We start from the raw sequence: 21,792 nt of genomic DNA, 5'->3' as shown, positions 1-21,792 counted from the left end.
TATTCGCTAAATTGGCATCATCAGATTTAGAAGAGAAAACGGTATGTTTCAATCAGAGCCCATTTGTATTTTACAGGCAGGCACCACGGTAGATGGACGTGTTATAGAGCAAAAACTCATTGACGAGATTGCAGAAACGTATAGCACCGATATTTACACCGCTCGAATCAATGAAGAGCATTACGATTGGAGCTATAAGTTTGGCTCGGTGCAATCGCTAGAAAAGAGAGAAGACAAGCTATTTGCCGTAATTAAACCAAACTCAATGCTACTTCGAGCCGTTGAACAAGGGCAACTACTGCATACCTCATGCGAATACATTGAGAAGTTCTCAGATACGGAAAAAGCCTACCTCACAGGTTTAGCGCTGACGGACAAACCTGCCTCGTTAGGAACAACGCAAATTCACCTTTCTGGCAAAGATGAAGACAAGATTTATGTAAATACAAACTTCCCCATCAAACCTGAACAGTTCTCTTTACAGAGTACCGAGGATGAAACCTCGATGTTCAACAAATTTAAAAGCTGGCTCAAAGGTGAAAAATCCATAGAGCAGCTTTCTCAACAAGAGGAATCAGAAGACATGAGTAAAGAAACAGAAGAACTACTCAAGCAAAGCGTTGAACAAAACAAAGAGCTGAACAGCAACCTTGGTGTGCTCATCACACAATTATCGAAGCAAGATAAAGAAGACGCTTCCGAGCCAAAAGGTGATGAGCCTAAAGGCGATGAAAACACGCAAGTAACCGAGCTTACTGGCAAGGTTGACCTGCTTTCTACTCAAATGACCGACTTGACCGAAAAGCTAAGCAAAATCACCGACGAAGATGCTCGCCAGCTCGCGGGTCAAGGCGGCGAAGACGACGCTTATTTGTAAGTCTTTTCGTTAAGGCAATAACCGATTTTTAAAGGTAGACACATGCAAAAGAATACCCAAGTAAAGCTTAATGCTTACGTTAAACAAGTCGCGGCACAAAACGACGTGGATGATGCGACAGAAAAATTTAATGTAACCCCCAACGGGACGCAGAAAATCATTGCTCAGATGCGTGAGAAAAACTGGTTTCTTAAAATGATAAACGTCATTTCAGTGAAGAACCAGAAAGGTGAATCGATTGGCCTTGGTGTCACAGGTATGATTGCCAGTCGTACTGATACCTCTGGAGCGGGTAAACGTACGCCGAAAGACCATTCAAGCATGGGCACAATGCCGTACATGTGTGAACAGACTAACTTCGATACGGCCATACGCTACGCCAAACTGGATGCGTGGGCACATGACAAGCGATTCAGTAGCATCATTTCATCCCATACACGTGAACAAATTGACGCCAATAAAATTACCATTGGCTGGTATGGCGAAAGTGTGGCAACCAATACAGATGCACAAGCCAATCCGAATGGTGAAGACGTCAACAAAGGCTGGTACCAAGCGATGCGTGCTGACAATGCTGACCGACTCATTACTCGAGGTAAAGTTGAGAACGAGATTCGAATTGGTGAAGCGGGTGATTTCATCAACTTAGATCTTGCGGTATTGGAAACCAAGAACCTATTACACGATGCATGTGAAAACGATGCAAACTTAATCGCTATCATCGGCTCAGACCTATTGGCTTATGACAAAGCCAAATTCTACGAAGCACATGGCAACACGCCAAGCGAAAAAGGCAAGATCCAAGAGCTGCAGGTCATTGGTACTTATGGTGGCCTACCTGCGGTAAAAGTACCGGGCTTCCCATCAACTGGTCTTATGGTGACTAGCTACGATAACTTGTCTATCTACATCCAAGAAGGGTCGGTTCGTCGCTCTGCTGGTAAGAAAAATGAAGAAAAAGACCAGATTGAAAACTTCGAGTCAATGAACATCGCTTACGTTCTTGAAGAGCTGGGTAAAGCGGCAGCCATCGAGTTTAAAAACGTCAAGCTTTGGATTGAAGGTGCGTGGGTATAACCACACGCCATTAACACCCCCCCAATGCAGGCACTATCGCATTCTCAGCAAAGCCTCGGTTTTCACTGTTATTTGCGTGTGTTGCCTGCGTTCTCCAGATTATTTATTAAGGTGCCGTGATGGAATTTGTCGGGAATAAAAACGAAGCTTTTGCATCCGTTCTACCAGCAACAAGCAAGTACCCTGAGCTCAAACTCTCAGAGTTTCAATCTGTGTTTAATTTCCTTAGCAATGAGACAGAGATTGGCATTCTTCAACAGGCCAAAGTGTCACGTATCAAAGTGCATCTAGAGCTGAAAGACACCATTAGGCCGTACTCGACCCTGAGCGAACTATCACAAGAGCGGTTTGGTGATGAAGATTCGGCCAACACACTCTACAAACAAGCCATCTTTGCCTTAACGGCCAGTGAATTAGTCGGCATTCAAATGAGCACGGACGCCACGGCAGAAGCGGCCGACAGACAAGAAGCATTAACCCATAAAAAACAGCACTGTGATGTGCAATATCGTCAGGCGATCGACCTACTTTTGAATGGCCGCGAGACCTACTGTTTTGAGGTGGTGTAATGAAAGCGCTGCAAAGTCTCACTGACCTATTCAAACAACATGTAGTCGATGCCCATAGCCTCGACGTATGGGCCGAAGATGGCGCCATGTTTTGTGGGCAAGGGCCGTTTGTTGATGGCTATGAGTTGGAATACACCGCGATAGTGTTTATCCAGAACACCAAAGTGGCGCCACATATTATGTTTATGCACCTGGTCAACTGGCTAAACCGATTCGATCCAGAGCGCCTTGAAAAAGGCTTACCAGCACCAACGTTTGCGACCGAGCTGCTCGATGGCGGTAAGTGCGACATTAAATTGAAAATTGACCTGCGTGAAAGCTATGAGCTCAAAGAAAACCCGCAAGGTAACTGGAACCAACAAGGTTCGCGTTATGAATGCATCAGTGAATTTGAAGCAACCGTTAATACCGCAGATTTGAATGAACTGGTTTACCTTGTCGGGCATCTGGATGACTTGCCATGCAACTAACGAATCCTGAGCAATTGACTCAGATGGTCGACGCTTTGGTGCTTACCGCCAGTGACAAGTTTGAATTAAACAAGCGCATGGCCAATCGTGCCAGGCAGTTCTTTCGCGCGCAGATACGAGCTCAAAAAGACATAGAGAACAATCCTTATCAGCCGAGAAATACGCGCAAGGTGTCATTGGTTAGCCGTGGAGTCCGAGGTAAGCATGGTGACAAACATCAACGCACTCTGATCGCACTCAATACCGTGAACAATAAAAACATGTTGCTCGGTTTTAGTAAGGCGCTGCGCACCAGTGTGACACATGACAGTTTTGAAGTGGGTATTAAAGGTCTGGCTGGCCGAATGGCGGCCGAGCATAACGAAGGGGCGCAGATTTCATTTACCACCCGAGTTAACGGTTTCTACAACAACAAAACAGGGCAATGGGAAGGTGGCGTCGCGACAAAACGCAATTACAAAATGCCGAAGCGAACACTCATTGGCTGGACGCCCGCGCTCGAGCGCGAATTGATGGCGATGGCTGCCGAGCACTTTACAACCGAGATGGGAAATTAAATGGCAACGTTCAAAGTAAAACCAAAACAAGGGTTACTGGTGCGCGATCCCGACACCCGCACGCCGCTCAAGGCCGAAGGGGAAGAAAAACCGCGTGATACATATTGGCTACGTCGAATCAAAGACGGGTCAGTGACTCAGATGACCAGCAACACGAAAGCCAGCACCGTTAGAGCGAAAAAGGAGACGGCCTCATGAGTATTAGTTTTTCAGAAGTACCGAGTAGTGCTCGCGTTCCCGGCATGTACGTTGAAATAGACAATAGTCTGGCCAACAGCGCCGAAGAGCAACAGCTTGTTCTTGTTATCGGCAACGCGGCGGATGGCGCCGCCGTTGCAGAAAATATCGTCAAACTGTGCATGGATGAAACCATTGCAGCAACGCATTTTGGTACCAGCGATATTGTTGAGATGGTTGCCTTCTTTCGAAAGCAAGATGAAACAATGCCAATCTACGCCATTAGTGTGGCAGACAGCGACACGGTATCTGCACTGGCGGCGTTGGGTGATACGCAGTACCACCATATCCTTTGCTCTCTTAACGATGAAACCACTATTCGAGAGTTGGGCGAGTTCTTAGAAAAACGCTATGACGCGCTCAACCAGATACCCGGCTTGGCCTATCTACCAAAGAAAGGGAGCAATGCCGAGCTGGTCACCTTTGGCGCTAAAAGTAACTGCCCGTTAATCAGTTTTATGGGTATTGATAGCCTCGGTAATTCAGCCAATGAAGCGTTGAGTGATGCCGCCGTCATTGGTGCATGGGCGGGACAAATCGCGCCATCGCTTGCTAACGACCCTTGCAGGCCATTGCAAACGCTCAAGCTCAGCGGTGTGTATTCAATTGCGGAAAGTGAATTTGATTGGGCGGAGCGTAACTTATTGCTGTTTGAAGGCATTGGCACTTACACCGTCACTTCAACCAAAGAAGTACAGGTAGAGCGCCCAGTAACCGCCTATACCGAAAACGCGTCGGGCATTGCCGACAACAGTTATCTGGACATCATGACCCCTGCGACCGCGATGTACTTTCGTCAAAAGCAGCGTTCACGCATTTTAAGTAAATACGCCCGTTATAAAGTGGCCGCCGATGGCACCAGTTTTGCGCCCGGTCAGGTCATTGTTACGCCGAGTCTTTTTAAGACAGAGCTATTAACCCTTTATAAAGAGCTTGAATATAACGGTATCGTGCAAGATTTTGACGGCTATAAAAAGTCGCTCATTGTTGAGCTCGATGAAACCAATAAACAGCGCATCAATTATCAAGATTCACCGCAGTTCGTGAACGGCTTGATTATCGTTGCAGGTAAAATTCAATTTAGGAAGTAAGCCATGAGTACAAAAATTACCAGCCGTGGTTTTTTAGATGCCGGCTCTTTAGGTCGCCTACCTACCAAAGAAGGCGCCACAATAAACTTTGGCAACCTGAAACGCGAAGCGGTGATGGGTGACGAAGGTGTGCTGGGCTTTAGTGAGGCTTATGATGGCGCGCCGTTTATTAAAGTCACGATAGCGCACGCCAACAGTACCGATGAAGACACGATTAAGGATTTTGTGGGCGAGAGTCTGACCTACCAAACCAATAGTGGAAAAATCTATACCTTAATGAATGCCTGGACCGTCGACCCGCTTGAGCTGTCGGTAAAAGATGGCCAGCTTGATGTGCTGTTCAACGGCACAGAGCTTATCTCACAATAAGGAATGGCTATGTTATCCATACTATTAAAACGGCAAGCCAAAGCGAAGCGAGCGCAGGACGAGAAGGTTAAGACAGAAAACGTCACCATCGCGCCTGCAGGTAGCATCGTTAACAAGACTCGCCTCGCACTGCTTGATAAGCCGTGGGATGAAACCCAGAGCATGTTAAAGCAAGATTTATCTCGCTTGCGAACATTGGCCGGCTCTCAGGAAAAAGAGCCTTACAAAAAAGAACTCGTGAAAAAATACCGACCTTTGGTTATTAAACTGGAGAGCTCGCACGACAACCTAGACGGATTAGACGTTGTTTGGTGGTTCTATCAGTGGCAAGTCGATATCGGTCTATTGCCTTTGGTGCATGGCAGACTAAAGGACGCGGTCTTTAAAGGACTAGAAACACCGCACAACTGGAAAGCCAACGGGCAAACCACCTTTTGCGATATTGTCTTCAAATACTCACATAACGCCTACGCCAACAAAGCGGATTTTTGTCGTGAATACTTGATTGACGCCGTACAAGGTTTACTTGAAGGCAAACTTGCCACGAACGCCCCACTCAAAGTGAAAATGTTCCGCCTGGTCGGGGATTGGTATTTTGATGACGGCGAGAACGAGAAAGCGTATCACCTGTTTGATTTAGTGATGAAACTCGATCCTAAAAAAGGTGGTCGCAAAACCAAACTAAACGATTTGAAAGAGGAGCTTGGCTATGGCGACCCCCATTAAAAACCAGAAACAGACGAGAATAGTTGCGCTCGCGGTGCCGATTGAAAAAAACGGTAGTGAGTTTACTGAAATTGAGATCAGTAAACCCAACTCAGGCCAGTTGCGTGGGCTCAGCCTGATTGATGTGTGTGAAATGAAGTTTGAAGCCGGTGAAGTTTTGCTACCGCGTATCACATGCCTGAATGAACGAGACCTGCTCAACATGGCCCCAGAGAATTGGGCGCCATTGCTGACCACTATCGCCTCTTTTTTCGTCAACACGGAACAGTAATAGAACGAGTTGAAGACTATTACGCTGATATCGCCATGGTGTTTCACTGGCCACTCAGCGAGCTAGATAAACTCAGTTACGACGACTTACTGTTGTTCCGTGAACTCGCAAGGCAAAGGCACGAACAAGAAGAGAGCGAATAGGCTCTCTTTTTTTATTTATAAAGGTAACCCTTATGAAAATGAATCTATCTGTGGTTATGGGTGTCGTAGACAAAACGACCGCACCATTGAAAGGCATGTCGAGTGAATCGGACCACTACGCCAAAGCCATCAAAAAAATACAGAAAGCACAGGCCGATGATTCAGCGGCACTAGGCATGATTGACTCATTCAAAAATTCTCAAAAGGCGATGAAAACAAACACCGTATCCATTGCGGCGACCAGTGAGAAGCTAGAAGAACTCAAAGAAAAAGAAAAAGCCGCAGGTAAGCCTAGCGCCGCCTTAACCGAGAAAATCACCAAGCAGCAAGAAAAGTTAGACAAACTAAACAGCGAACAAGATAACTATAAAAACCACTTAACCAAACTTGATCAGCAGCTTAAAAAGACAGGCGTCAATACTGGAAAACTAGACAGTGAATATAACCGGCTAAACAAGAGTTATAAAAAGCACGGCGCCGAAATAGGCAAACTCAGTAAACGCTATAGCAAGCTGCAATCTGTCATGAAGCCCATTCAAAAGCTCAGTGGAAAAATAAAGCTGCCTAACGTTGGCCGAGCGGCCGTAGGAAAAGGCGTCGCATTATTGGGCGGAATTAGTCTTGCGGGTTTATTTAGCGAAGTAAACCGCACCGCTGAAGAAATGGATAAACTGGCGAAAACGGCGGGTAACCTGCAACTACCGATAGGCGAACTGCAGGCGATGCAATCACAAGCGGAACATGCTGGTGTCAGTTCAGATTCGTTAGCCAATTCAATGATACGTTTCAACAAGCGGCTCGGTGTGTTGCAAGAAACAGGCTCTGGTGCATTGGGGTCGTTCTTAAAGAAAAGTGGCAACTCGCTTCATAGAGAGCTTCAAAACGTCACCGATAACCAACAAGCTTATGAGATGCTACTCGATTCCTTTTCTAAGTTAAAAACAACGCAAGAGCAGATGGCCTTCGCCGATGCCGCGTTCGGTCAAGACGGTCGCAGAATGTTGATCATGCTGCGTGAAGGCACCGAAGGGTTAACTGCCGCACGTACAGAACTTAATGAACTGGGCGGCGGAGCAAAAGCAGAAGATGCCGCCAAGGCCGAAGCCTATGACGATGCCTTACAAAAGGTACAAGAAAGCATTCGTTCAATAAAGTTTGCAGCCCTCGCGCCGGTCATGGAAAAAATCACCAAAGCGTTTACCACGTTTTCAAACAAGTTTAAGAACGCAAAGTGGCGAACCGCTTTTATAGAGAAAATCATTACAACCGTCGATGGCCTGTACCAGGGGTTGAAATTTTTGGGAAAAGGGCTTATCTGGGTAGCTGAAAATTTCAAAGGCATTATTGCTACGGTCGCCATATTCAAAGTGGCACTCATTGGTTTGAACGCAGTAATAATGCTCAACCCAATAGGGCTGATCGTTACCGCCGTTGCGGCCGCCATCATCGCGATTACCTACTTAGTCGATAAATTCATTGGTCTGGATAACGTAATAAAGTGGGTGGGTGAAAAAATCTCGTGGTTATGGGATAAGTTCAAGCGCCTGATCAACAAACTACCAGACGCCTTGATTCCCGATGGATGGAAGATAGAAACGGAGGAAGCAGGTATCGAGGTCGATAACCTGGCGAATAAACTCGATAGCATTAAAGACAAAAACACCAAGCTTGGCATTACGACTAACGAGACTAAAAACCAAACCGAACGCAACAGAACAGAGCATTCCTACGGTGGTTATCAATCGGGCAGTTTTAGTTCACCCAAGTCTTCAAGCCAGTATCAGCCATTGGGCAACCAAACCATAAAGAGTAAATCCGAAGTAGCACTCACCATAAAATCTGATAAGCCAGTTACCGTAGATAAAGCTAAAAGTGAAAAAGGAATTGATTTGAATCTGAATGTGGGGAGCTTGGGGTTTAGTTATTAAAATGGCATATACACTGGAGGAGGAAAATTCATAGCCTCCCCCTTTTTACTGCGAGTAATCAATGAGCAGTCAGTAACTCTAAAATATTGTCATATCCCTGCTTTGGTAGCGGCTTAAACTCACACAGGTATTCATAAATTAGTCTTGGGTGAACAATCCCCCTTTGCTCCCCAGCAAATAACGTATAAAGATGGGTTATTTTCTTTAGGCATACCGCTGACTTACTAGAGTCAAAAGGGGAAAAGTGCATTCGTAGATAAGCGACATCCTCAGACGAGGCCATTGCCACATGGTTTCTTACAAAAGAATCTCTCTGATCGTCAACTAAATACATCTTATTTTTCCACATCATCTGTCATTTCAATAAGGCTAGATATGATTTTTATTTTGTTTGAGTCCAACCTACCTTTGTTATCTACGATTAGTAAACCAGCAAGATAAATTCCCGCCTGCGCTCTTTCTTCATCCATTTGACTCTGAGCGACCCCATCAATTATTACCTCAAATGCGTACTGGAAAATATCTTTTTTTATTAGTGTCATAGCCAACCCTCCCCACAAATACCTGTATAAATGTACAGTATTTTTATTCGTGTTTATATAGGCATTTTTAGGATTTTAAATTTGGCCCATTTTCTTCGTTAAAATGTATTCTCAGGATAATGAACAGATACGGAGAAGAGTCAGAGATCCACTACATCGGGTTGCCATATTAAAAAAAAATGGCGACAGATTTTAGATCTGTCGCCACTTTGTCGCCATCTAAGTTAACAATCAAATGTAACTACTTGTTTGTTATATATAAAAAATAAACCTCCATCAAACCGGCGGGTTCATTGGTAAGGAAGAGAATCCCGACAAGCCCGAGTAAATATCACAATGAATGGCGACCTAAATAGTCGCCTTTTTTAACAAGGTATAAAAACTCTATGATTAAATCACTTCACATCTATTCTTTTACTCTCTAAAATCTCGCTCAATCATTACTTGAACAACAGATTCTTGAGCAAAATATGAACAAAAGTTTTATAACTAACTTTATTGCATTGGGTTTACTCGCTGCTGGCTACCAATCTGATAATCAAATCCTACTGTATGCCGGGCTTTTTGCCTTCTCAGGCGCGATCACCAACTTGTTAGCCGTACACATGCTATTTGAAAAAGTCCCAGGGTTATATGGCTCAGGTGTCATACCTGCACGATTTGAAGAATTCAAAATTGCGATAAAGAGTTTGATGATGGAACAATTCTTTACGACTGAGAACATCGACCGCTTTCTCACTCAAGAAATTATTGGCGGCAAAAAGCTCGATTTGGCACCCGTCATTAGCCATATCGATTTCGAACCGACCTTTGAATCGCTCGTTGGCGTTATTGCCAATTCCTCATTCGGTGGCATGCTTGCCATGGTTGGTGGTACCGAAGCACTATTGCCGCTGAAGCAACCATTTGTTGAACAAATGCAGCAATCAGTGATAGAAATCAGTCAAAGCGAAGAGGTTAAACAGGCACTTAAAGACCAACTCGAACAACCACAAATGATGGATGAGATTCAAGCGAATATCGAAAACATCATTGATCAGCGCTTAAACGAGCTCACTCCGAAACTGGTTAAGAAGATGGTGCAAGATATGATCAAACAGCACCTAGGTTGGCTTGTTGTCTGGGGCGGCGTATTTGGTGGAATAATTGGTATTATCTCTTCTTTTATAGCCTGAGGCTCCAACTCTCTACAAATTTGAGCACCATAAGTGACGGTGCTCAAATTATCTGTTCCTCACAAAACAAATAGTGTTTTGCTACAACCTAAATTTATTAATCAGTTGCTTAAGCTGTAAAGTCATCTGTACCAGTTCCTTATTAGCAACAGATAATTGTTCCATTCCCGTTGCCGACTCTACACAAACTTGATTGATATCAGCCATATGATGGCTAATTTCATTGCTTGTTTGGCTTTGTTGTTCCGTCGCAACCGAAATTTGGTTATTCATGTCAGTGACGACTTCGACAGATTGGGTAATATGCATTAACGCATCGTGGGCTAATGTTGCTTGATGTACGGTATTATTCGCCTGTTTTTCGTTATTCGCCATAACCTTAGTCGCGCTTTGCGCATCAATCTGAATACTGTCAGTAATGGTTGCAATTTCTTTCGTTGCATCCTGAGTTCTCATTGCAAGCGTTCTGACTTCATCCGCCACAACAGCAAATCCGCGACCAGACTCACCAGCTCGAGCGGCTTCAATAGCAGCATTAAGTGCGAGTAGATTGGTTTGAGCTGCAATTTCTTGAATGACCGTCAATACGCCTCCAATATCGTTACTATGAGTAACCAGTTTTTTGATAATGTTCGTTGTACCGCCAACATCCTTCGCTAATTCAGTTACATTATTGATACTGAGATCAGACGCCTCACACCCTTGAGAAACATCGTGTCGAGCTTGCACAGCTGCTGCTTCCGCTTGCGTTGAGTTAAGCGTTATATCCTGTACAGTGACATTCATTTCTTCAATGGAAGCTGAAATCTGGCTTATATCTTGTTGTTGTTTGTATACACCGGCTTGAGCTTGATCCATCACAACCGACATTTCTTCCGAGGTAGAAGAAAGCTGTTCAGTCGATTTTGCAACCGTACTTACCGTATGATGAATTTTACTAACAAATACATTAAAAGCTCGTCCTAGCTCTGCAATTTCATCGTTCCCGCTTGTATCAAGTTTTACTCGTAGATCCCCTTCCCCCTCAGCAATATCATTCATAGTCAGAATTACAATTTTAAGGCGGCTGGAGATCTTAGTGGCAATAAAGATTACTAACAAAGCAATAACCAGAGTTATTCCTAAACTCAGCGAAATAAGAGTCAATTTAGTTTCCTTTTGAACCGCTGCGATCTTATCTTTTAATACTTCGGCTTCTTCTGATAGTAGCGACTCGCTCTTCTTAACTGCGCGGCGGAGCGCTCCTATAATGCCTTCGTTTTCAGTCAATCCTTTTTGTTTTGATAGCGAAACAAATAGATTAAATGCGTCTCTATAAACTTTTAAACTAGAAACGAGTTCGATGTTTTCACTGTTAGTTGAATCGACATCGGCCGTCATTTTTGTCAACTGATGATTAAATTGGGTTGCGTACTTTTCATCAAGACGCAACATAAAATCCTTTTCATAACCGCGTAATAAAAGCAGTTGCATCTCCAAAAGCTTGTTATTTTTCTCTTGCGTAATACTTTGGATAGTATGCGCAGCTTCTCTTAAAGAACCATATGCCCCACCTTTTTCATTTAAGCCTATTTCTTGTTGGATACTCACCAGCTTATGAAACTCGTTGTCATACTTATCAAATGCGGAGGTCAAAGAGGACAAATTAAAATTCGGAATATCAGCCTCTGCTAGCATTTGTTCCAATAGGTCTATTTTAGTATGAAGTTTTTCTACATTATTTTGGAATATGTCACGATAACTAAGATCTTTTCGTGACATAAAATCTTTTTCATTTTTTCGCAGCATCAACATATTCACTTCGATATTGACGACGTGTTTAGAGGTTTCGATGGCACCTTCAATTTTTTGTACTAAGTGTTGGGTGCTGAACATTAAAACCGCCATCCCAACAACCAACAGCCCTACTATTGAGCAAAGCATTTTCTTAATTGACACTGTGTAATCCTATATAAATAGACATTTTCGATGTATAGCTAGCTAGCCAAATCTAGCTATAACCCTGATTTTATTATGGATAATATAGTGAATTGCCGTTCATATGAAAGGAGATTATGGGAGTTTTCGGATACTCAGAAAGCAATCGATTGCTTTTTTGGTATGGTGATTACTTCAAAAAAACAAAAGTTGTTATTGATAGAAGGTTAAATCTACTTACAAAGCTGTACAAACAAAAAAAGAGAACTATCTTTATGACAATTCTCTTTTTATTCACTAGCGGGATCCATTTACAGTGTAAAGTGAATTCCATCGAGAAAAACACCCTATTGTCATTTTCGGAGTTAGACAATGTACGTTCATACCAAAGCAATCATCATCTCAGCACTGTTACTTCCATTTTCAACCCTTGCCGAGGAAGCCGACATTATAGATGTACAGGTGAGTAAAACGAGCAAGGATACCTATAGATTTGATGTTACTGTCTCTCATGCTGATAGCGGCTGGGAGCACTACGCAAATAAATGGGATATCGTTGATAAAGATGGGAATGTTCTCGGTACAAGAACTCTGCATCATCCACATGAAAATGAACAACCATTTACGAGAAGTCTTTCAGGTATTCACATCTCACCCCAAAACCACTCTGTTACGGTTAGAGCACATGACTTTGTCCACCAGTACGGAGGTAAAACCATCACTGTCGATCTTCCATAAAAACGATATTGCCAGACTAATACTATTCCGAAGTGATCATATCAGCATTGACGCCGAAACTATCTTTGTGGTCACCGATGACGACTTCACTACGAGTTTGTATAACACCGGGTAAAGTACCTAGCTTCTGAGACATGAAAACTTGATACGTTTTCATGTTCTTAACTCGAATCTTAATCATTGCATCAAAATCGCCTGATAGTGAGTAACACTCTTCTATCTCAGGCATCAAGTTGACCGCTTTGGCAAACCTATCAAATATAGAAAAACTAGATTGGTCTAAACGTATATGAATAAAGACCTGCACGTCTAAACCAAGTTTTTCTGCACTAATTTCTGCGTGATAGCCTTTAATAAAACCTTCTTTTTCAAGACGTTTAACTCTATCGGAACATGGTGAGGTTGTTAAATGGACTTGTTTCGCCAACTCGACCATTGAGAGGCGACCTTTTTTATGCAAGATACGCAATATTTCGCGATCGGTTCTATCTAAGTTTTGAGCCATATCCTTGCTCAACCTTCTTCATCCAAGAATTCATCCATTCAATATAAAGATTTTCCCTAGAAACAAAAGAAAAAAATCCAGATAACTCGTTATCTGGATTTTCTTATCTATTCTGTAATATCTAAACATCGAATCTTATGATATCAATTCAGGCTCACCTGAGTTGTCGTATTCATTTTGGTTCCGCTCATATCACTTTCTAGTTTTATGTGTTGGCAATTGCATTCCCTGCAAAACAGTTGTGCTTTCATATCACAGTAATGATTACCACGGAATATCTGTCCGATAGAATTGAAAAACTGCCCAATAGATGAGTCAGGAACGATCTCGTTTCTGCACATTATTGATTTATGGGCGGTTGTTCTTTTACATGCGGAACAGTACAAATCTGGCATGGTCGATTCCTAAAATCTAAACTTATGAATGAGTTATAAAAAGCGAATCAATAGTAAACCTAAAAAGTCCAGATTTATTAGATTAATGTAAAAACTTTAAATTTATTTTCAATATGTAAGAATTTGATCACAAAAAAAGGGCAGACTACTCTGCCCCTCTACTTCTCATTTTTACGATGTTTGAGCTAGATCAAATTTACTCAAGCTCATCTAACAGTCTTTTATACTTGCTGTGTTGCTCTATCACCGCTTGTTCTGGCTCACTAGATGCTAAGCTTCCAACAACAATCGCGATCGTTGAGAATATAATACCTGGTACAATTTCGTACACATCAAACCAACCGCCAGATAACTGTTTCCAGACAACAATCGTAATACCACCCACAACAATACCCGCTAGAGCACCATTTCTGTTCATCCGAGACCAATACAAGCTAAGCACGATTGCCGGGCCAAATGCAGCGCCGAATCCAGCCCAAGCATAAGAAACAAGACCTAAAACAGAACTGTCAGGGTTTGCAGCCAGAACCAGTGCGAAGATAGATATAAAAATCACACCGATACGCCCTACTTTGACCACTTCTTCTGATGTGGCATCTGGTTTGAATACTTGCTTGTAAAAATCTTCCGCCAGTGCCGATGATGAAACCAGTAGTTGGGAATCAGCAGTACTCATTATGGCAGCAAGGATTGCCGCTAATAAGATACCCGCGATGACAGGATGGAAAATAGCATTCACTAACACCATGAATATTTTTTCACCATCAGCCAGTTCACCCATTGGCGAATTAGTGACATAAATTAAACCCACTAAACCGACAAGTAATGCACCCGCCATGGATATACCCGTCCACACCACAGCGATGCGACGCGCGATGGTAAGATCCCGATTTGTGCGCGTGGCTTTAAAACGTGCCAAGATATGAGGTTGACCGAAATAACCTAGCCCCCACGCAACCAATGAAATAATGGCGACAGCCGTTAAAGGCTCACCCTTGGAATCATTCCAAAGTGTGAGTAATTCAGGGTTAATAGTGGCAAGATCTGCAGTTAGCTGACCGAAACCGCCTTGCATTGCCGCAATCGGCACAATGAGTAACGCCGCCGACATCAATAAACCTTGCACTAAATCAGTCCAAGATACCGCAAGGAATCCACCAAATAAGGTGTAAGAAACCACACAAATCGCACCAATTACTACTGCATAGCTATAATCAAGGCCAAAAACAGTCTCAAACAATTTACCACCTGCAACTAAACCAGAACTGGTATAGAAAAGGAAAAACAACAAAATAAAGAATGCAGAGATACTTTGAATAAGCTTAGATTTATCACCGAAACGACGAGCTAAAAACTCAGGAATCGTCAGTGACTCCGTTGTAACGCTATACGTTCTTAGGCGTTTCGCGCAAATGTACCAGTTTGCCCAAGTACCTATAAGCAACCCTCCGGCCAACCAAAATGCTTCAATACCTGCGGCATACGCGTATCCCGGCAGACCTAATAAGAGCCAACCACTCATATCGGATGCACCCGCAGATAATGCCGCAGGCCAAGGACCTAACGAACGGCCACCAAGAAAGTAATCGCTAGAATTCGATGTACGTTGATATGCATAGTATCCAATCGCCAACATCATGATTAAATATGCAGCAAATGTTGCTGTAATAGCAAAGCTATTTTCTATCATTAAAATATCCTCTATCTCAAAAATCTTCCATGCCCCTCCGTCATTAGAGGAGATAAAAAAGGTACGGGGGATTACCGGGTCTCGCTACCTAATTCAAGTAACGTGGCATTACCACCAACCGCGGTAATATTGATAGTACGAGTACGTTCTGTAATAAAACGAAGTACCAATTTAGGATCTTGCGACTGTGGAAGCCCATCGAGATCCGTTTCCGATACAAGCGCCGTAATCGCGCCAGTACGTAAAGCAAGCAACGTATTCATTTCTAATTCCGCTTGCGTATTACCTACAAAAGCAAAACTTTTAATATCTTTATTCATCAACGCTTTAAAGCTGTCGAAAGGAAGACATTGAACAATATTACTAAGCAAACTTTGTGTTACTAATTCCGTTGCTAATAGCTGCGTCAGTGTTACGTCATCGCAACAAACGATAACGCTATTACCTGCAGCCAACATAGAAACAAGAAAGGCAATGGCAGCGCAATGGGCTCTGTCGTGGGTAGAGTCCATTGCTAATATAGCGACCCCTCTTCCTGCTACATATAGTTCATTCGTTTCGCCTGTTGGCCCAACAAGTTGATAAACCGTGGACGTCACTTTTTGACTTTGATTTAATTGAAATCTACCCGCGGCAGTAACACGACTGGGTAAATTGTCCACAAATTTACTAAGCAACTCAGAACGATATTCTATATTCGTTAGGTTCCACTCTTCCCAAGCCGTGAAAGAGTGATCAACGCTCTTTTGTATCTCGCCCATTATGCGACTCCTCTTTCTGTTTTCGCCTGAGTAAATCGGTAGAGATAATGTGGCCCACCAGCCTTGGGTCCAGTGCCAGATAGCCCTTGTCCACCAAACGGTTGAACACCTACAACCGCACCGACCTGATCTCGATTGATATAGCAGTTACCAACGCGTACGTTTTTCTCAATCCAACGATAAGTAGTTTCATTTCGACTATGGATACCCAGTGTCAAACCGTATCCAGTTTGGTTAATCTCATTCACAATCTGTTGTATTTCATCGGCTTCAAATCGAATTATGTGCAGTACTGGGCCAAAATGTTCTTTCGTCAACGCGCCAATACTATCGATCTCAAACGCACACGGCGGTATGAAATCACCTGAATCACACGCACTAGAAAGGCTGAGTTCTTTGACCAATTTCTGGGTTTGTTTCATATTATCGATATGCTCCAACAGCTTCTTTTTCGAAACAGTATCGATGACTGGGCCTACATCCGTTTTGTGTCGATAAGGTAACCCAACGTATAGTTCATCCATCGCGCCTTGAATAAGTTCTATAATCCTATCGGCGATATCTTCTTGCACATAAAGTACACGCAAAGCTGAGCAACGCTGCCCTGCAGAAGCAAATGCTGAACGTATAACATCTCTCACCACTTGTTCCGGCAATGCCGTACTGTCAACAATCATCGCATTTTGACCACCCGTCTCGGCTATAAATGGAACCGGAGCCGCGTCTCTTTTCGCAAGCGACTGATTGATGCGCATTGCCGTTTCCGTAGAGCCAGTAAAAGCCACACCTGCAATAGCTGGGTGACTCGTCAGGGCTGCGCCTATATCGGCTCCTCGACCAAGCAGTAATTGCACCACACCATTTGGGAAACCGGCGAGATTAATCAATTCAAACGCTTTCGCTGCAATCAAACACGTCTGTTCAGCTGGTTTAGCTATCACTGTATTTCCAGCCATCAACGCGGCCGTAATCTGCCCTAAAAATATGGCTAATGGGAAGTTCCAAGGACTAATACAGACGTAAACACCACGACCACCACGAGTAATGGTCTGCATTGAACCATCGAATCCGGTAAAGGTTTCCGGTTCAAATACGTGATGCTGTTTCGCATAAAAACGGCAAAAGTCTACTGCTTCGCGAACCTCATCTATGCTGTCATGAATCGTCTTGCCCGCTTCGTGATGACATAGAGCGACGAGTTCCGCGAGGTTTTTCTCTAACAAATCGGCTAAGTTTTCTAGATATTGTCCACGCTGGCTAGTTGAGACCCCTTGCCACATGTCGAAAGCATGCTCTGATGCTGCAATCGCCTTGGAAACATGATCAAGGCTGGCAAATTGAACGTTCCCTACTAACTTGCTTCGATCATAAGGTGTTGTCACCTGAACATTGTTGGTTTCATCCTTGATCATGCTTTCGTATATTGAATATCCATCAATGACCGAACCTGCGGTCCATTTCTCGTCAAAGTAAGCGCTCACTCTTCTTTCAAATGGTATCACTTGGCTTTCAATATCAACATTCACTCCTGACGAGTTTTGACGCCCCGGAAATATATCTAACGGTAACGGAATCTTATTATTATGTAATGTGGCGTAACCCAACAACATGTCTACAGGGTGTTCAGTCAAAGAATCTACAGGGCATCGGGCGTCAACGAGTCTATGTACAAAAGAACTATTGGCTCCATTCTCCAATAAGCGCCGCACTAAATAAGGAAGCAAATCTTTATGGTTACCTACCGGTGCATAAATACGAACATTCGATTTATACGTATCGATAACATGATGGTATAGGGATTCTCCCATCCCGTGTAATCGCTGAAATTCATAGTCCGTATGTTTCGCCATCACCGCTATCGAGGTGACAGTTTGAGCATTGTGGCTAGCAAACTGTGGGAAGATATTTCCATGAGCATGTTCACTCAATAAGAAACGCGCACACGCAAGATAAGACACATCTGTCGCCTCTTTTCGTGTGTACACCGCGTAATCTTTATAGCCAGATTGTTGAGCCCATTTAATTTCACTGTCCCAGTAGGCACCTTTAACCAAACGTACTGGAATAACATCTCCTTGATCTTTTGCCAGTTTATTAAGCCACACCAAAACAGGCAACGCACGTTTAGCATAAGACTGAATCACAAGACCAAATTTGCCCCACCCTTTTATTTCGGTACTTTGGTACAGCTTTTTAAACAGGTGTAACGAAAGTTCAAGCCTATCCATCTCTTCGGCATCAATGGTAATAGCCACACCCAACGCTCTGGCCTGCACCGCAAGCTTAAGAATCGAGGCATAGAGTTCACTCATCACACGGTTTTCATTGGCGACTTCGTATCTTGGATGTAACGCAGAAAGCTTGATAGAGATTGACGCGGTAGTCAGGTCAGCGCTAGGGTTACTATTTCCGATAGCTTGAATCGCACTCAGGTACTCATTGAAATATTTCTGTGCATCCCGGGTTGTGAGCGCGGCTTCACCAAGCATATCAAAAGAGAAATCATAGCCTTTGTCTAGATTCGCCTTACCATTCTTCTGCGCTTCTTTGATCGTTCGACCCAATACGAACTGATGCCCCATGATCTTCATCGCTTGGTGCATCGCTTGTCGAATAACAGGTTCAGACATTTTATTCACGAGCCTTGATACCGCAGTTGCTGGACTTTTGGTTTCTGATTGCGACAAACCAACAACCTTACCCGTCAACATAAGTCCCCATGTTGAAGCGTTAACAAATACAGAATCTGAGTTTTGTAGATGGGACTTCCAATCAGCAACAGTCAATTTGTCTTTTATTAATGCATCTGCGGTTGCGCTATCTGGAATACGCATCAATGCTTCTGCAAGGCACATCAACAATATACCCTCTTGAGTATCTAAACTGTACTCAAGCAATAGAGCATCAACCATTTGAATTGATTTTTTGTCTGCTCTAATAGATTCGATCAAATCGGTTGTTTTCTGCTGAATTTGCTTTTTTTCGTCTTCCGAAGGCGTGGCCATTGGAAGTAGTTCTGTTAGCCATCTAGATTCGTCCACCATATAAAGTGGAGAGATAAGTGACCAGATCTCGTCAATAGGTTTATCAACGAGGCCTGTCGTCAGCACATCAGTTGCTCTAAACATCCACATTCCTCAATATCAACATCAGAAAAATCTCTAACGTTTCTTTAGATAGCCGCAGTGTATTTTGCTGAGGAAGGCAGTAGTTGTCAAAAACTCCTGTTTATTTGTCAAAAACTTCGGTTGTTAACAAAATTTGAACAAATCTCACCTGAGTTTTTAATTTATTCGATACAAATTATTTATTATGGATGCGCTTTTTATACTGTGAAGGCGAAAAACCGTGAAGACGAGTAAATACGTGGGTAAAGGTACTTTGACCAGAAAAGCCAGCCAAGTCGGCAATATGACTTAATGAATACTTACCTTGCTCAATAAGCTCTTTAGCAAAATCAATCCGCTTGTTAAGCACATATTGGTGTGGAGTAATCCCTGTTTGCGATTTGAACAGCGTGTGAAACTGACTCTCCCCCAGAAAAACGCTGCCTGCAAGTTGTGTTACCGAGATTTTTCTTCGAAGATGATGAGTGATGTATCTATCGACAACATCGATATCTAACCTTGCGTCTCGATTACTCGTTTGAAAGGTCGACGAATGTCTTTGCAATAACGCCAAAACCGTATCGTTACATGCACGGCTCAACAATAAATCCTGTGGGTACTCTTCCATCTCCATAACCAACATCTTTATTAGCTGACGAATTTGATTGTCTAACTGAAAATAAACATCCGACTGAGAAAGATGGTTTAGTCGTTGCAGTAGAACAGGACTGTCATCGGTTAAAGTAGGTAGATTTAGAACCAAGATATCAGAATGATTATTCACACCACCAAAAGCATGATCCGTCGTCGCGGTAACGACTACCCCCTGCCCCGGTTTTACTAAGTTGCCAACACCGTTAACATTAAATTCGGCCTGCCCCTTTAACCCAATAACAACCTGAGAATAGTCATGGTCATGGCTATTCATATAATTGGGTAACGTCACTAATTCAGCAGGTTTAGGCGCAAACTCAGATGCTGACGTTATCAACGCCTTACGTTTCTCGTCAGATATCGCCACGGTAAAAACACCTTAAAATCATCAATCGTTTTACAGTATAGTCCTGCATTCTAATCATGAATTAAATAAGGAGTCAAAAGCGTTACGGTTGTTCAACATACGGAACGATGATCAAGTGCACATAATTTACGGCTAATGTTTGCTCTAATCTTAAGATAGATATTTTGTGATGGTCAACTCGTAATATATTCTCTACAGCTCAAAAATTAGCATAAAGCTTTAAAGAATATCATTAATAATGCTATGCTTATTGACTGTTATTGAAGAGCTCAGAGAAGTGAAAGCTGAGTAGCAATTTTAATTATTAATCTAGCTCATTTTGCCTTAATCTAAAATGTTATGCAGGGACTTATGATCACACGCCGTATCCCAGCGCTTTTTCTTGCGCTAATTCCCTTTTGGTCGCCAGTATCCTTCGCAGCAGAAGAAACACAACAAGTGGATCCTGTCATTGCGATAGATGGAAAAATTGACCAAAAGAAGGCCGACATCGATGCTGTAAATCAAGAATTTGATTCCGAATCGGCAAATCTCAAACGCTTACAACAAGAAAGTGCGTCTCTAAAGCGAGATGCATCGGATAGAGAAGCGAAGAGAAATCGCTCAAAAGTTGCTCTTGATAAGCAATATTCGAGACTTCTTGATGATCCCGATACTGATTTAACCTCTTTCCAAAAAGAGTATCAAGAATCTTGGGCAGCGCTAAAAGAAACCCAAGCAAGTCAACTGGCTAACCGTCAAGAGATAACGGAAAGCGAAGTGAAGCTTTCTCAGGTAAAACAGAAAAAAGCCCGCTTTAATAATGAATATGAGAATTTACAAGAATCTCATATTGAGGCTCGTGTAAAACGTATTAATGCGGAGCTTCGAGAAAGCAATGTGTTAGAAACAAGCTACACGACAACCTGTTCTACCACAATGACACTTGGCGAATGTGCGAATCAGGGTAAGTACCTGACGAAGCAAAAAGCAGTTAAAGCCTTCAAGTCTAAACTATTGGTAGGATTAACAGAAACGACGCTTGCTAAGCAAAATCTTGATGGTGTTCAATTGAACATCCACGTTCAAGAGAGCCAATTGATTAAAAGTGGCTTTGCTGGTAGCAATTCTTACAGCACACAGATGCAAGCTCAGTTGCAAGCGAAACCAGAAGCCGTTGCGGCATGTAAATTATTGAACGTTGAATCGAGATATTGCTTAAAAGGCCAAGCATCAACGAAAACGGACAATAAAAACAAGCAATGGGCAAATGTGACGGTTCGTTCAGATCAATACAATGATTCGGTGACCATCAATGGTGTTAAGTACGGAAGTACGCCTGTCGAGATCGTATTACCAGCAGGTCGTCACCAAGTCACTGTATCAAAAGAAGGCTACGAAACATACAATCGTGTCATCACGATTAACGGTAGCGACACGGTTTGGGTAAAACTACTCAACAGTAAAGAAAGCTAAGTTAGTTACATTACCGCTATTTTATCTGTGATGTTAACGCTGTGATTACCTGCCGGAATTCACAAAGCTGATTATTAAGCGCCATTTTGTCCAATATCATGCAATGATATGTTCTGACAAAGTGGCGTTTTCGTATAGAATGGATAAATTACCCGATTAATCATTAAAGTA

The 21,792-nt window shown here is 43.0% G+C and carries 23 protein-coding genes; 15 read left to right on the top strand and 8 right to left on the bottom strand.

Features of this window, described 5'->3' with window-relative positions; all coding sequences use genetic code 11:
• Nucleotides 1–43: 43 nt before the first annotated feature.
• From L3V77_RS20970 to L3V77_RS20920, 12 genes are all read left to right on the top strand, one after another.
• The gene (locus L3V77_RS20970) at nucleotides 44–877 is read left to right on the top strand and encodes a GPO family capsid scaffolding protein (RefSeq protein ID WP_275138174.1); all 834 of its coding nucleotides are present in this window, start codon (nucleotides 44–46) and stop codon (nucleotides 875–877) included.
• 42 nt (nucleotides 878–919) lie between these two features.
• The gene (locus L3V77_RS20965) at nucleotides 920–1,954 is read left to right on the top strand and encodes a phage major capsid protein, P2 family (RefSeq protein WP_275138173.1); all 1,035 of its coding nucleotides are present in this window, start codon (nucleotides 920–922) and stop codon (nucleotides 1,952–1,954) included.
• Nucleotides 1,955–2,073: 119 nt separating this feature from the next.
• Nucleotides 2,074–2,523, top strand: coding sequence for a head completion/stabilization protein (locus L3V77_RS20960; protein WP_275138172.1), 450 nt, complete (start codon nucleotides 2,074–2,076; stop codon nucleotides 2,521–2,523).
• The gene (locus L3V77_RS20955) at nucleotides 2,523–2,993 is read left to right on the top strand and encodes a phage tail protein (protein WP_275138171.1); all 471 of its coding nucleotides are present in this window, start codon (nucleotides 2,523–2,525) and stop codon (nucleotides 2,991–2,993) included. The genes L3V77_RS20960 and L3V77_RS20955 overlap by 1 nt, the downstream gene beginning before the upstream one ends.
• Complete coding sequence (locus L3V77_RS20950; protein ID WP_275138170.1) at nucleotides 2,984–3,550, top strand: phage virion morphogenesis protein; 567 nt, start codon at nucleotides 2,984–2,986, stop codon at nucleotides 3,548–3,550. Before L3V77_RS20955 ends, L3V77_RS20950 begins: the two co-directional genes overlap by 10 nt.
• Nucleotides 3,551–3,748: a DUF2635 domain-containing protein gene (locus tag L3V77_RS20945; RefSeq protein ID WP_275138169.1), complete on the top strand. Its 198-nt coding sequence runs from the start codon at nucleotides 3,551–3,553 to the stop codon at nucleotides 3,746–3,748. It abuts the gene before it with no gap.
• Nucleotides 3,745–4,878 carry a phage tail sheath subtilisin-like domain-containing protein gene (locus L3V77_RS20940; RefSeq protein ID WP_275138168.1) on the top strand — a complete coding sequence of 378 codons (1,134 nt, stop codon included), beginning with the start codon at nucleotides 3,745–3,747 and terminating at the stop codon, nucleotides 4,876–4,878. Before L3V77_RS20945 ends, L3V77_RS20940 begins: the two co-directional genes overlap by 4 nt.
• Before the next feature lie 3 nt (nucleotides 4,879–4,881).
• Nucleotides 4,882–5,247: a phage tail tube protein gene (locus L3V77_RS20935; RefSeq protein ID WP_275138167.1), complete on the top strand. Its 366-nt coding sequence runs from the start codon at nucleotides 4,882–4,884 to the stop codon at nucleotides 5,245–5,247.
• 9 nt (nucleotides 5,248–5,256) lie between these two features.
• Nucleotides 5,257–5,973 carry a phage terminase small subunit gene (gpM, locus tag L3V77_RS20930; protein ID WP_275138166.1) on the top strand — a complete coding sequence of 239 codons (717 nt, stop codon included), beginning with the start codon at nucleotides 5,257–5,259 and terminating at the stop codon, nucleotides 5,971–5,973.
• The gene (locus L3V77_RS20925; RefSeq protein ID WP_275138165.1) at nucleotides 5,957–6,244 is read left to right on the top strand and encodes a phage tail assembly protein; all 288 of its coding nucleotides are present in this window, start codon (nucleotides 5,957–5,959) and stop codon (nucleotides 6,242–6,244) included. The genes gpM and L3V77_RS20925 overlap by 17 nt, the downstream gene beginning before the upstream one ends.
• A 35-nt stretch (nucleotides 6,245–6,279) precedes the next feature.
• The gene (locus L3V77_RS25085; RefSeq protein WP_342752113.1) at nucleotides 6,280–6,387 is read left to right on the top strand and encodes a GpE family phage tail protein; all 108 of its coding nucleotides are present in this window, start codon (nucleotides 6,280–6,282) and stop codon (nucleotides 6,385–6,387) included.
• A 32-nt stretch (nucleotides 6,388–6,419) separates the two neighbouring features.
• The gene (locus L3V77_RS20920) at nucleotides 6,420–8,315 is read left to right on the top strand and encodes a hypothetical protein (RefSeq protein WP_275138164.1); all 1,896 of its coding nucleotides are present in this window, start codon (nucleotides 6,420–6,422) and stop codon (nucleotides 8,313–8,315) included.
• A gap of 58 nt (nucleotides 8,316–8,373) precedes the next feature.
• On the opposite strand, the gene L3V77_RS20915 is transcribed toward L3V77_RS20920, so the two are convergent.
• Together L3V77_RS20915 and L3V77_RS20910 are read right to left on the bottom strand one after the other, a co-directional pair.
• On the bottom strand, nucleotides 8,374–8,649 hold the full coding sequence (locus L3V77_RS20915; protein WP_275138163.1) for a hypothetical protein: 276 nt from the start codon (nucleotides 8,647–8,649) through the stop codon (nucleotides 8,374–8,376).
• Nucleotide 8,650: 1 nt separating this feature from the next.
• Nucleotides 8,651–8,857, bottom strand: a complete 207-nt coding sequence (locus L3V77_RS20910; RefSeq protein ID WP_275138162.1) for a hypothetical protein — start codon at nucleotides 8,855–8,857, stop codon at nucleotides 8,651–8,653.
• A gap of 470 nt (nucleotides 8,858–9,327) precedes the next feature.
• Here L3V77_RS20910 and L3V77_RS20905 point away from each other — a divergent pair, with 470 nt between their 5' ends.
• Nucleotides 9,328–10,032: a DUF445 domain-containing protein gene (locus tag L3V77_RS20905; protein WP_275138161.1), complete on the top strand. Its 705-nt coding sequence runs from the start codon at nucleotides 9,328–9,330 to the stop codon at nucleotides 10,030–10,032.
• An 81-nt stretch (nucleotides 10,033–10,113) separates the two neighbouring features.
• Here the strand turns inward: L3V77_RS20905 and L3V77_RS20900 are convergent, their stop codons facing one another.
• Complete coding sequence (locus L3V77_RS20900; protein WP_275138160.1) at nucleotides 10,114–11,970, bottom strand: methyl-accepting chemotaxis protein; 1,857 nt, start codon at nucleotides 11,968–11,970, stop codon at nucleotides 10,114–10,116.
• Nucleotides 11,971–12,321: 351 nt separating this feature from the next.
• Between L3V77_RS20900 and L3V77_RS20895 the strand changes: the two genes are divergently transcribed.
• Nucleotides 12,322–12,687, top strand: a complete 366-nt coding sequence (locus L3V77_RS20895; protein WP_275138159.1) for a hypothetical protein — start codon at nucleotides 12,322–12,324, stop codon at nucleotides 12,685–12,687.
• A 22-nt stretch (nucleotides 12,688–12,709) separates the two neighbouring features.
• Here the strand turns inward: L3V77_RS20895 and L3V77_RS20890 are convergent, their stop codons facing one another.
• From L3V77_RS20890 to L3V77_RS20870, 5 genes are all read right to left on the bottom strand, one after another.
• The gene (locus L3V77_RS20890; RefSeq protein WP_195705791.1) at nucleotides 12,710–13,192 is read right to left on the bottom strand and encodes an Lrp/AsnC ligand binding domain-containing protein; all 483 of its coding nucleotides are present in this window, start codon (nucleotides 13,190–13,192) and stop codon (nucleotides 12,710–12,712) included.
• 591 nt (nucleotides 13,193–13,783) lie between these two features.
• A complete protein-coding gene (gene putP, locus L3V77_RS20885; protein WP_275138158.1) occupies nucleotides 13,784–15,277 on the bottom strand; it encodes a sodium/proline symporter PutP in 1,494 nt (497 codons plus the stop codon).
• A gap of 71 nt (nucleotides 15,278–15,348) precedes the next feature.
• Nucleotides 15,349–16,038: a 1-pyrroline-5-carboxylate dehydrogenase gene (locus L3V77_RS20880; protein ID WP_275138157.1), complete on the bottom strand. Its 690-nt coding sequence runs from the start codon at nucleotides 16,036–16,038 to the stop codon at nucleotides 15,349–15,351.
• Nucleotides 16,038–19,166 (bottom strand): bifunctional proline dehydrogenase/L-glutamate gamma-semialdehyde dehydrogenase PutA, encoded by a 3,129-nt coding sequence (gene putA / locus L3V77_RS20875; RefSeq protein ID WP_275138156.1) that lies wholly within the window; start codon nucleotides 19,164–19,166, stop codon nucleotides 16,038–16,040. Before putA ends, L3V77_RS20880 begins: the two co-directional genes overlap by 1 nt.
• Before the next feature lie 175 nt (nucleotides 19,167–19,341).
• A complete protein-coding gene (locus tag L3V77_RS20870) occupies nucleotides 19,342–20,160 on the bottom strand; it encodes an AraC family transcriptional regulator (RefSeq protein ID WP_275138221.1) in 819 nt (272 codons plus the stop codon).
• 357 nt (nucleotides 20,161–20,517) lie between these two features.
• Between L3V77_RS20870 and L3V77_RS20865 the strand changes: the two genes are divergently transcribed.
• The gene (locus L3V77_RS20865) at nucleotides 20,518–21,621 is read left to right on the top strand and encodes a PEGA domain-containing protein (protein ID WP_275138155.1); all 1,104 of its coding nucleotides are present in this window, start codon (nucleotides 20,518–20,520) and stop codon (nucleotides 21,619–21,621) included.
• Nucleotides 21,622–21,792: the final 171 nt, after the last annotated feature.

It is taken from the genome of Vibrio sp. DW001 (genome assembly GCF_029016285.1).
Classification (GTDB): domain Bacteria; phylum Pseudomonadota; class Gammaproteobacteria; order Enterobacterales; family Vibrionaceae; genus Vibrio.
This window is presented reverse-complemented; position numbering and strand designations above follow the sequence as displayed.

Bases quoted from the DNA above. Each gene is read 5' to 3' on its own strand.
- L3V77_RS20970 (WP_275138174.1), top strand. From the start codon at position 44: ATGTTTCAATCAGAGCCCATTTGTATTTTACAGGCAGGCACCACGGTA.
- L3V77_RS20965 (WP_275138173.1), top strand. From the start codon at position 920: ATGCAAAAGAATACCCAAGTAAAGCTTAATGCTTACGTTAAACAAGTC.
- L3V77_RS20960 (WP_275138172.1), top strand. From the start codon at position 2,074: ATGGAATTTGTCGGGAATAAAAACGAAGCTTTTGCATCCGTTCTACCA.
- L3V77_RS20955 (WP_275138171.1), top strand. From the start codon at position 2,523: ATGAAAGCGCTGCAAAGTCTCACTGACCTATTCAAACAACATGTAGTC.
- L3V77_RS20950 (WP_275138170.1), top strand. From the start codon at position 2,984: ATGCAACTAACGAATCCTGAGCAATTGACTCAGATGGTCGACGCTTTG.
- L3V77_RS20945 (WP_275138169.1), top strand. From the start codon at position 3,551: ATGGCAACGTTCAAAGTAAAACCAAAACAAGGGTTACTGGTGCGCGAT.
- L3V77_RS20940 (WP_275138168.1), top strand. From the start codon at position 3,745: ATGAGTATTAGTTTTTCAGAAGTACCGAGTAGTGCTCGCGTTCCCGGC.
- L3V77_RS20935 (WP_275138167.1), top strand. From the start codon at position 4,882: ATGAGTACAAAAATTACCAGCCGTGGTTTTTTAGATGCCGGCTCTTTA.
- gpM (WP_275138166.1), top strand. From the start codon at position 5,257: ATGTTATCCATACTATTAAAACGGCAAGCCAAAGCGAAGCGAGCGCAG.
- L3V77_RS20925 (WP_275138165.1), top strand. From the start codon at position 5,957: ATGGCGACCCCCATTAAAAACCAGAAACAGACGAGAATAGTTGCGCTC.
- L3V77_RS25085 (WP_342752113.1), top strand. From the start codon at position 6,280: ATGGTGTTTCACTGGCCACTCAGCGAGCTAGATAAACTCAGTTACGAC.
- L3V77_RS20920 (WP_275138164.1), top strand. From the start codon at position 6,420: ATGAAAATGAATCTATCTGTGGTTATGGGTGTCGTAGACAAAACGACC.
- L3V77_RS20915 (WP_275138163.1), bottom strand. From the start codon at position 8,649: ATGTATTTAGTTGACGATCAGAGAGATTCTTTTGTAAGAAACCATGTG.
- L3V77_RS20910 (WP_275138162.1), bottom strand. From the start codon at position 8,857: ATGACACTAATAAAAAAAGATATTTTCCAGTACGCATTTGAGGTAATA.
- L3V77_RS20905 (WP_275138161.1), top strand. From the start codon at position 9,328: ATGAACAAAAGTTTTATAACTAACTTTATTGCATTGGGTTTACTCGCT.
- L3V77_RS20895 (WP_275138159.1), top strand. From the start codon at position 12,322: ATGTACGTTCATACCAAAGCAATCATCATCTCAGCACTGTTACTTCCA.
- L3V77_RS20890 (WP_195705791.1), bottom strand. From the start codon at position 13,192: ATGGCTCAAAACTTAGATAGAACCGATCGCGAAATATTGCGTATCTTG.
- putP (WP_275138158.1), bottom strand. From the start codon at position 15,277: ATGATAGAAAATAGCTTTGCTATTACAGCAACATTTGCTGCATATTTA.
- L3V77_RS20880 (WP_275138157.1), bottom strand. From the start codon at position 16,038: ATGGGCGAGATACAAAAGAGCGTTGATCACTCTTTCACGGCTTGGGAA.
- putA (WP_275138156.1), bottom strand. From the start codon at position 19,166: ATGTTTAGAGCAACTGATGTGCTGACGACAGGCCTCGTTGATAAACCT.
- L3V77_RS20865 (WP_275138155.1), top strand. From the start codon at position 20,518: ATGATCACACGCCGTATCCCAGCGCTTTTTCTTGCGCTAATTCCCTTT.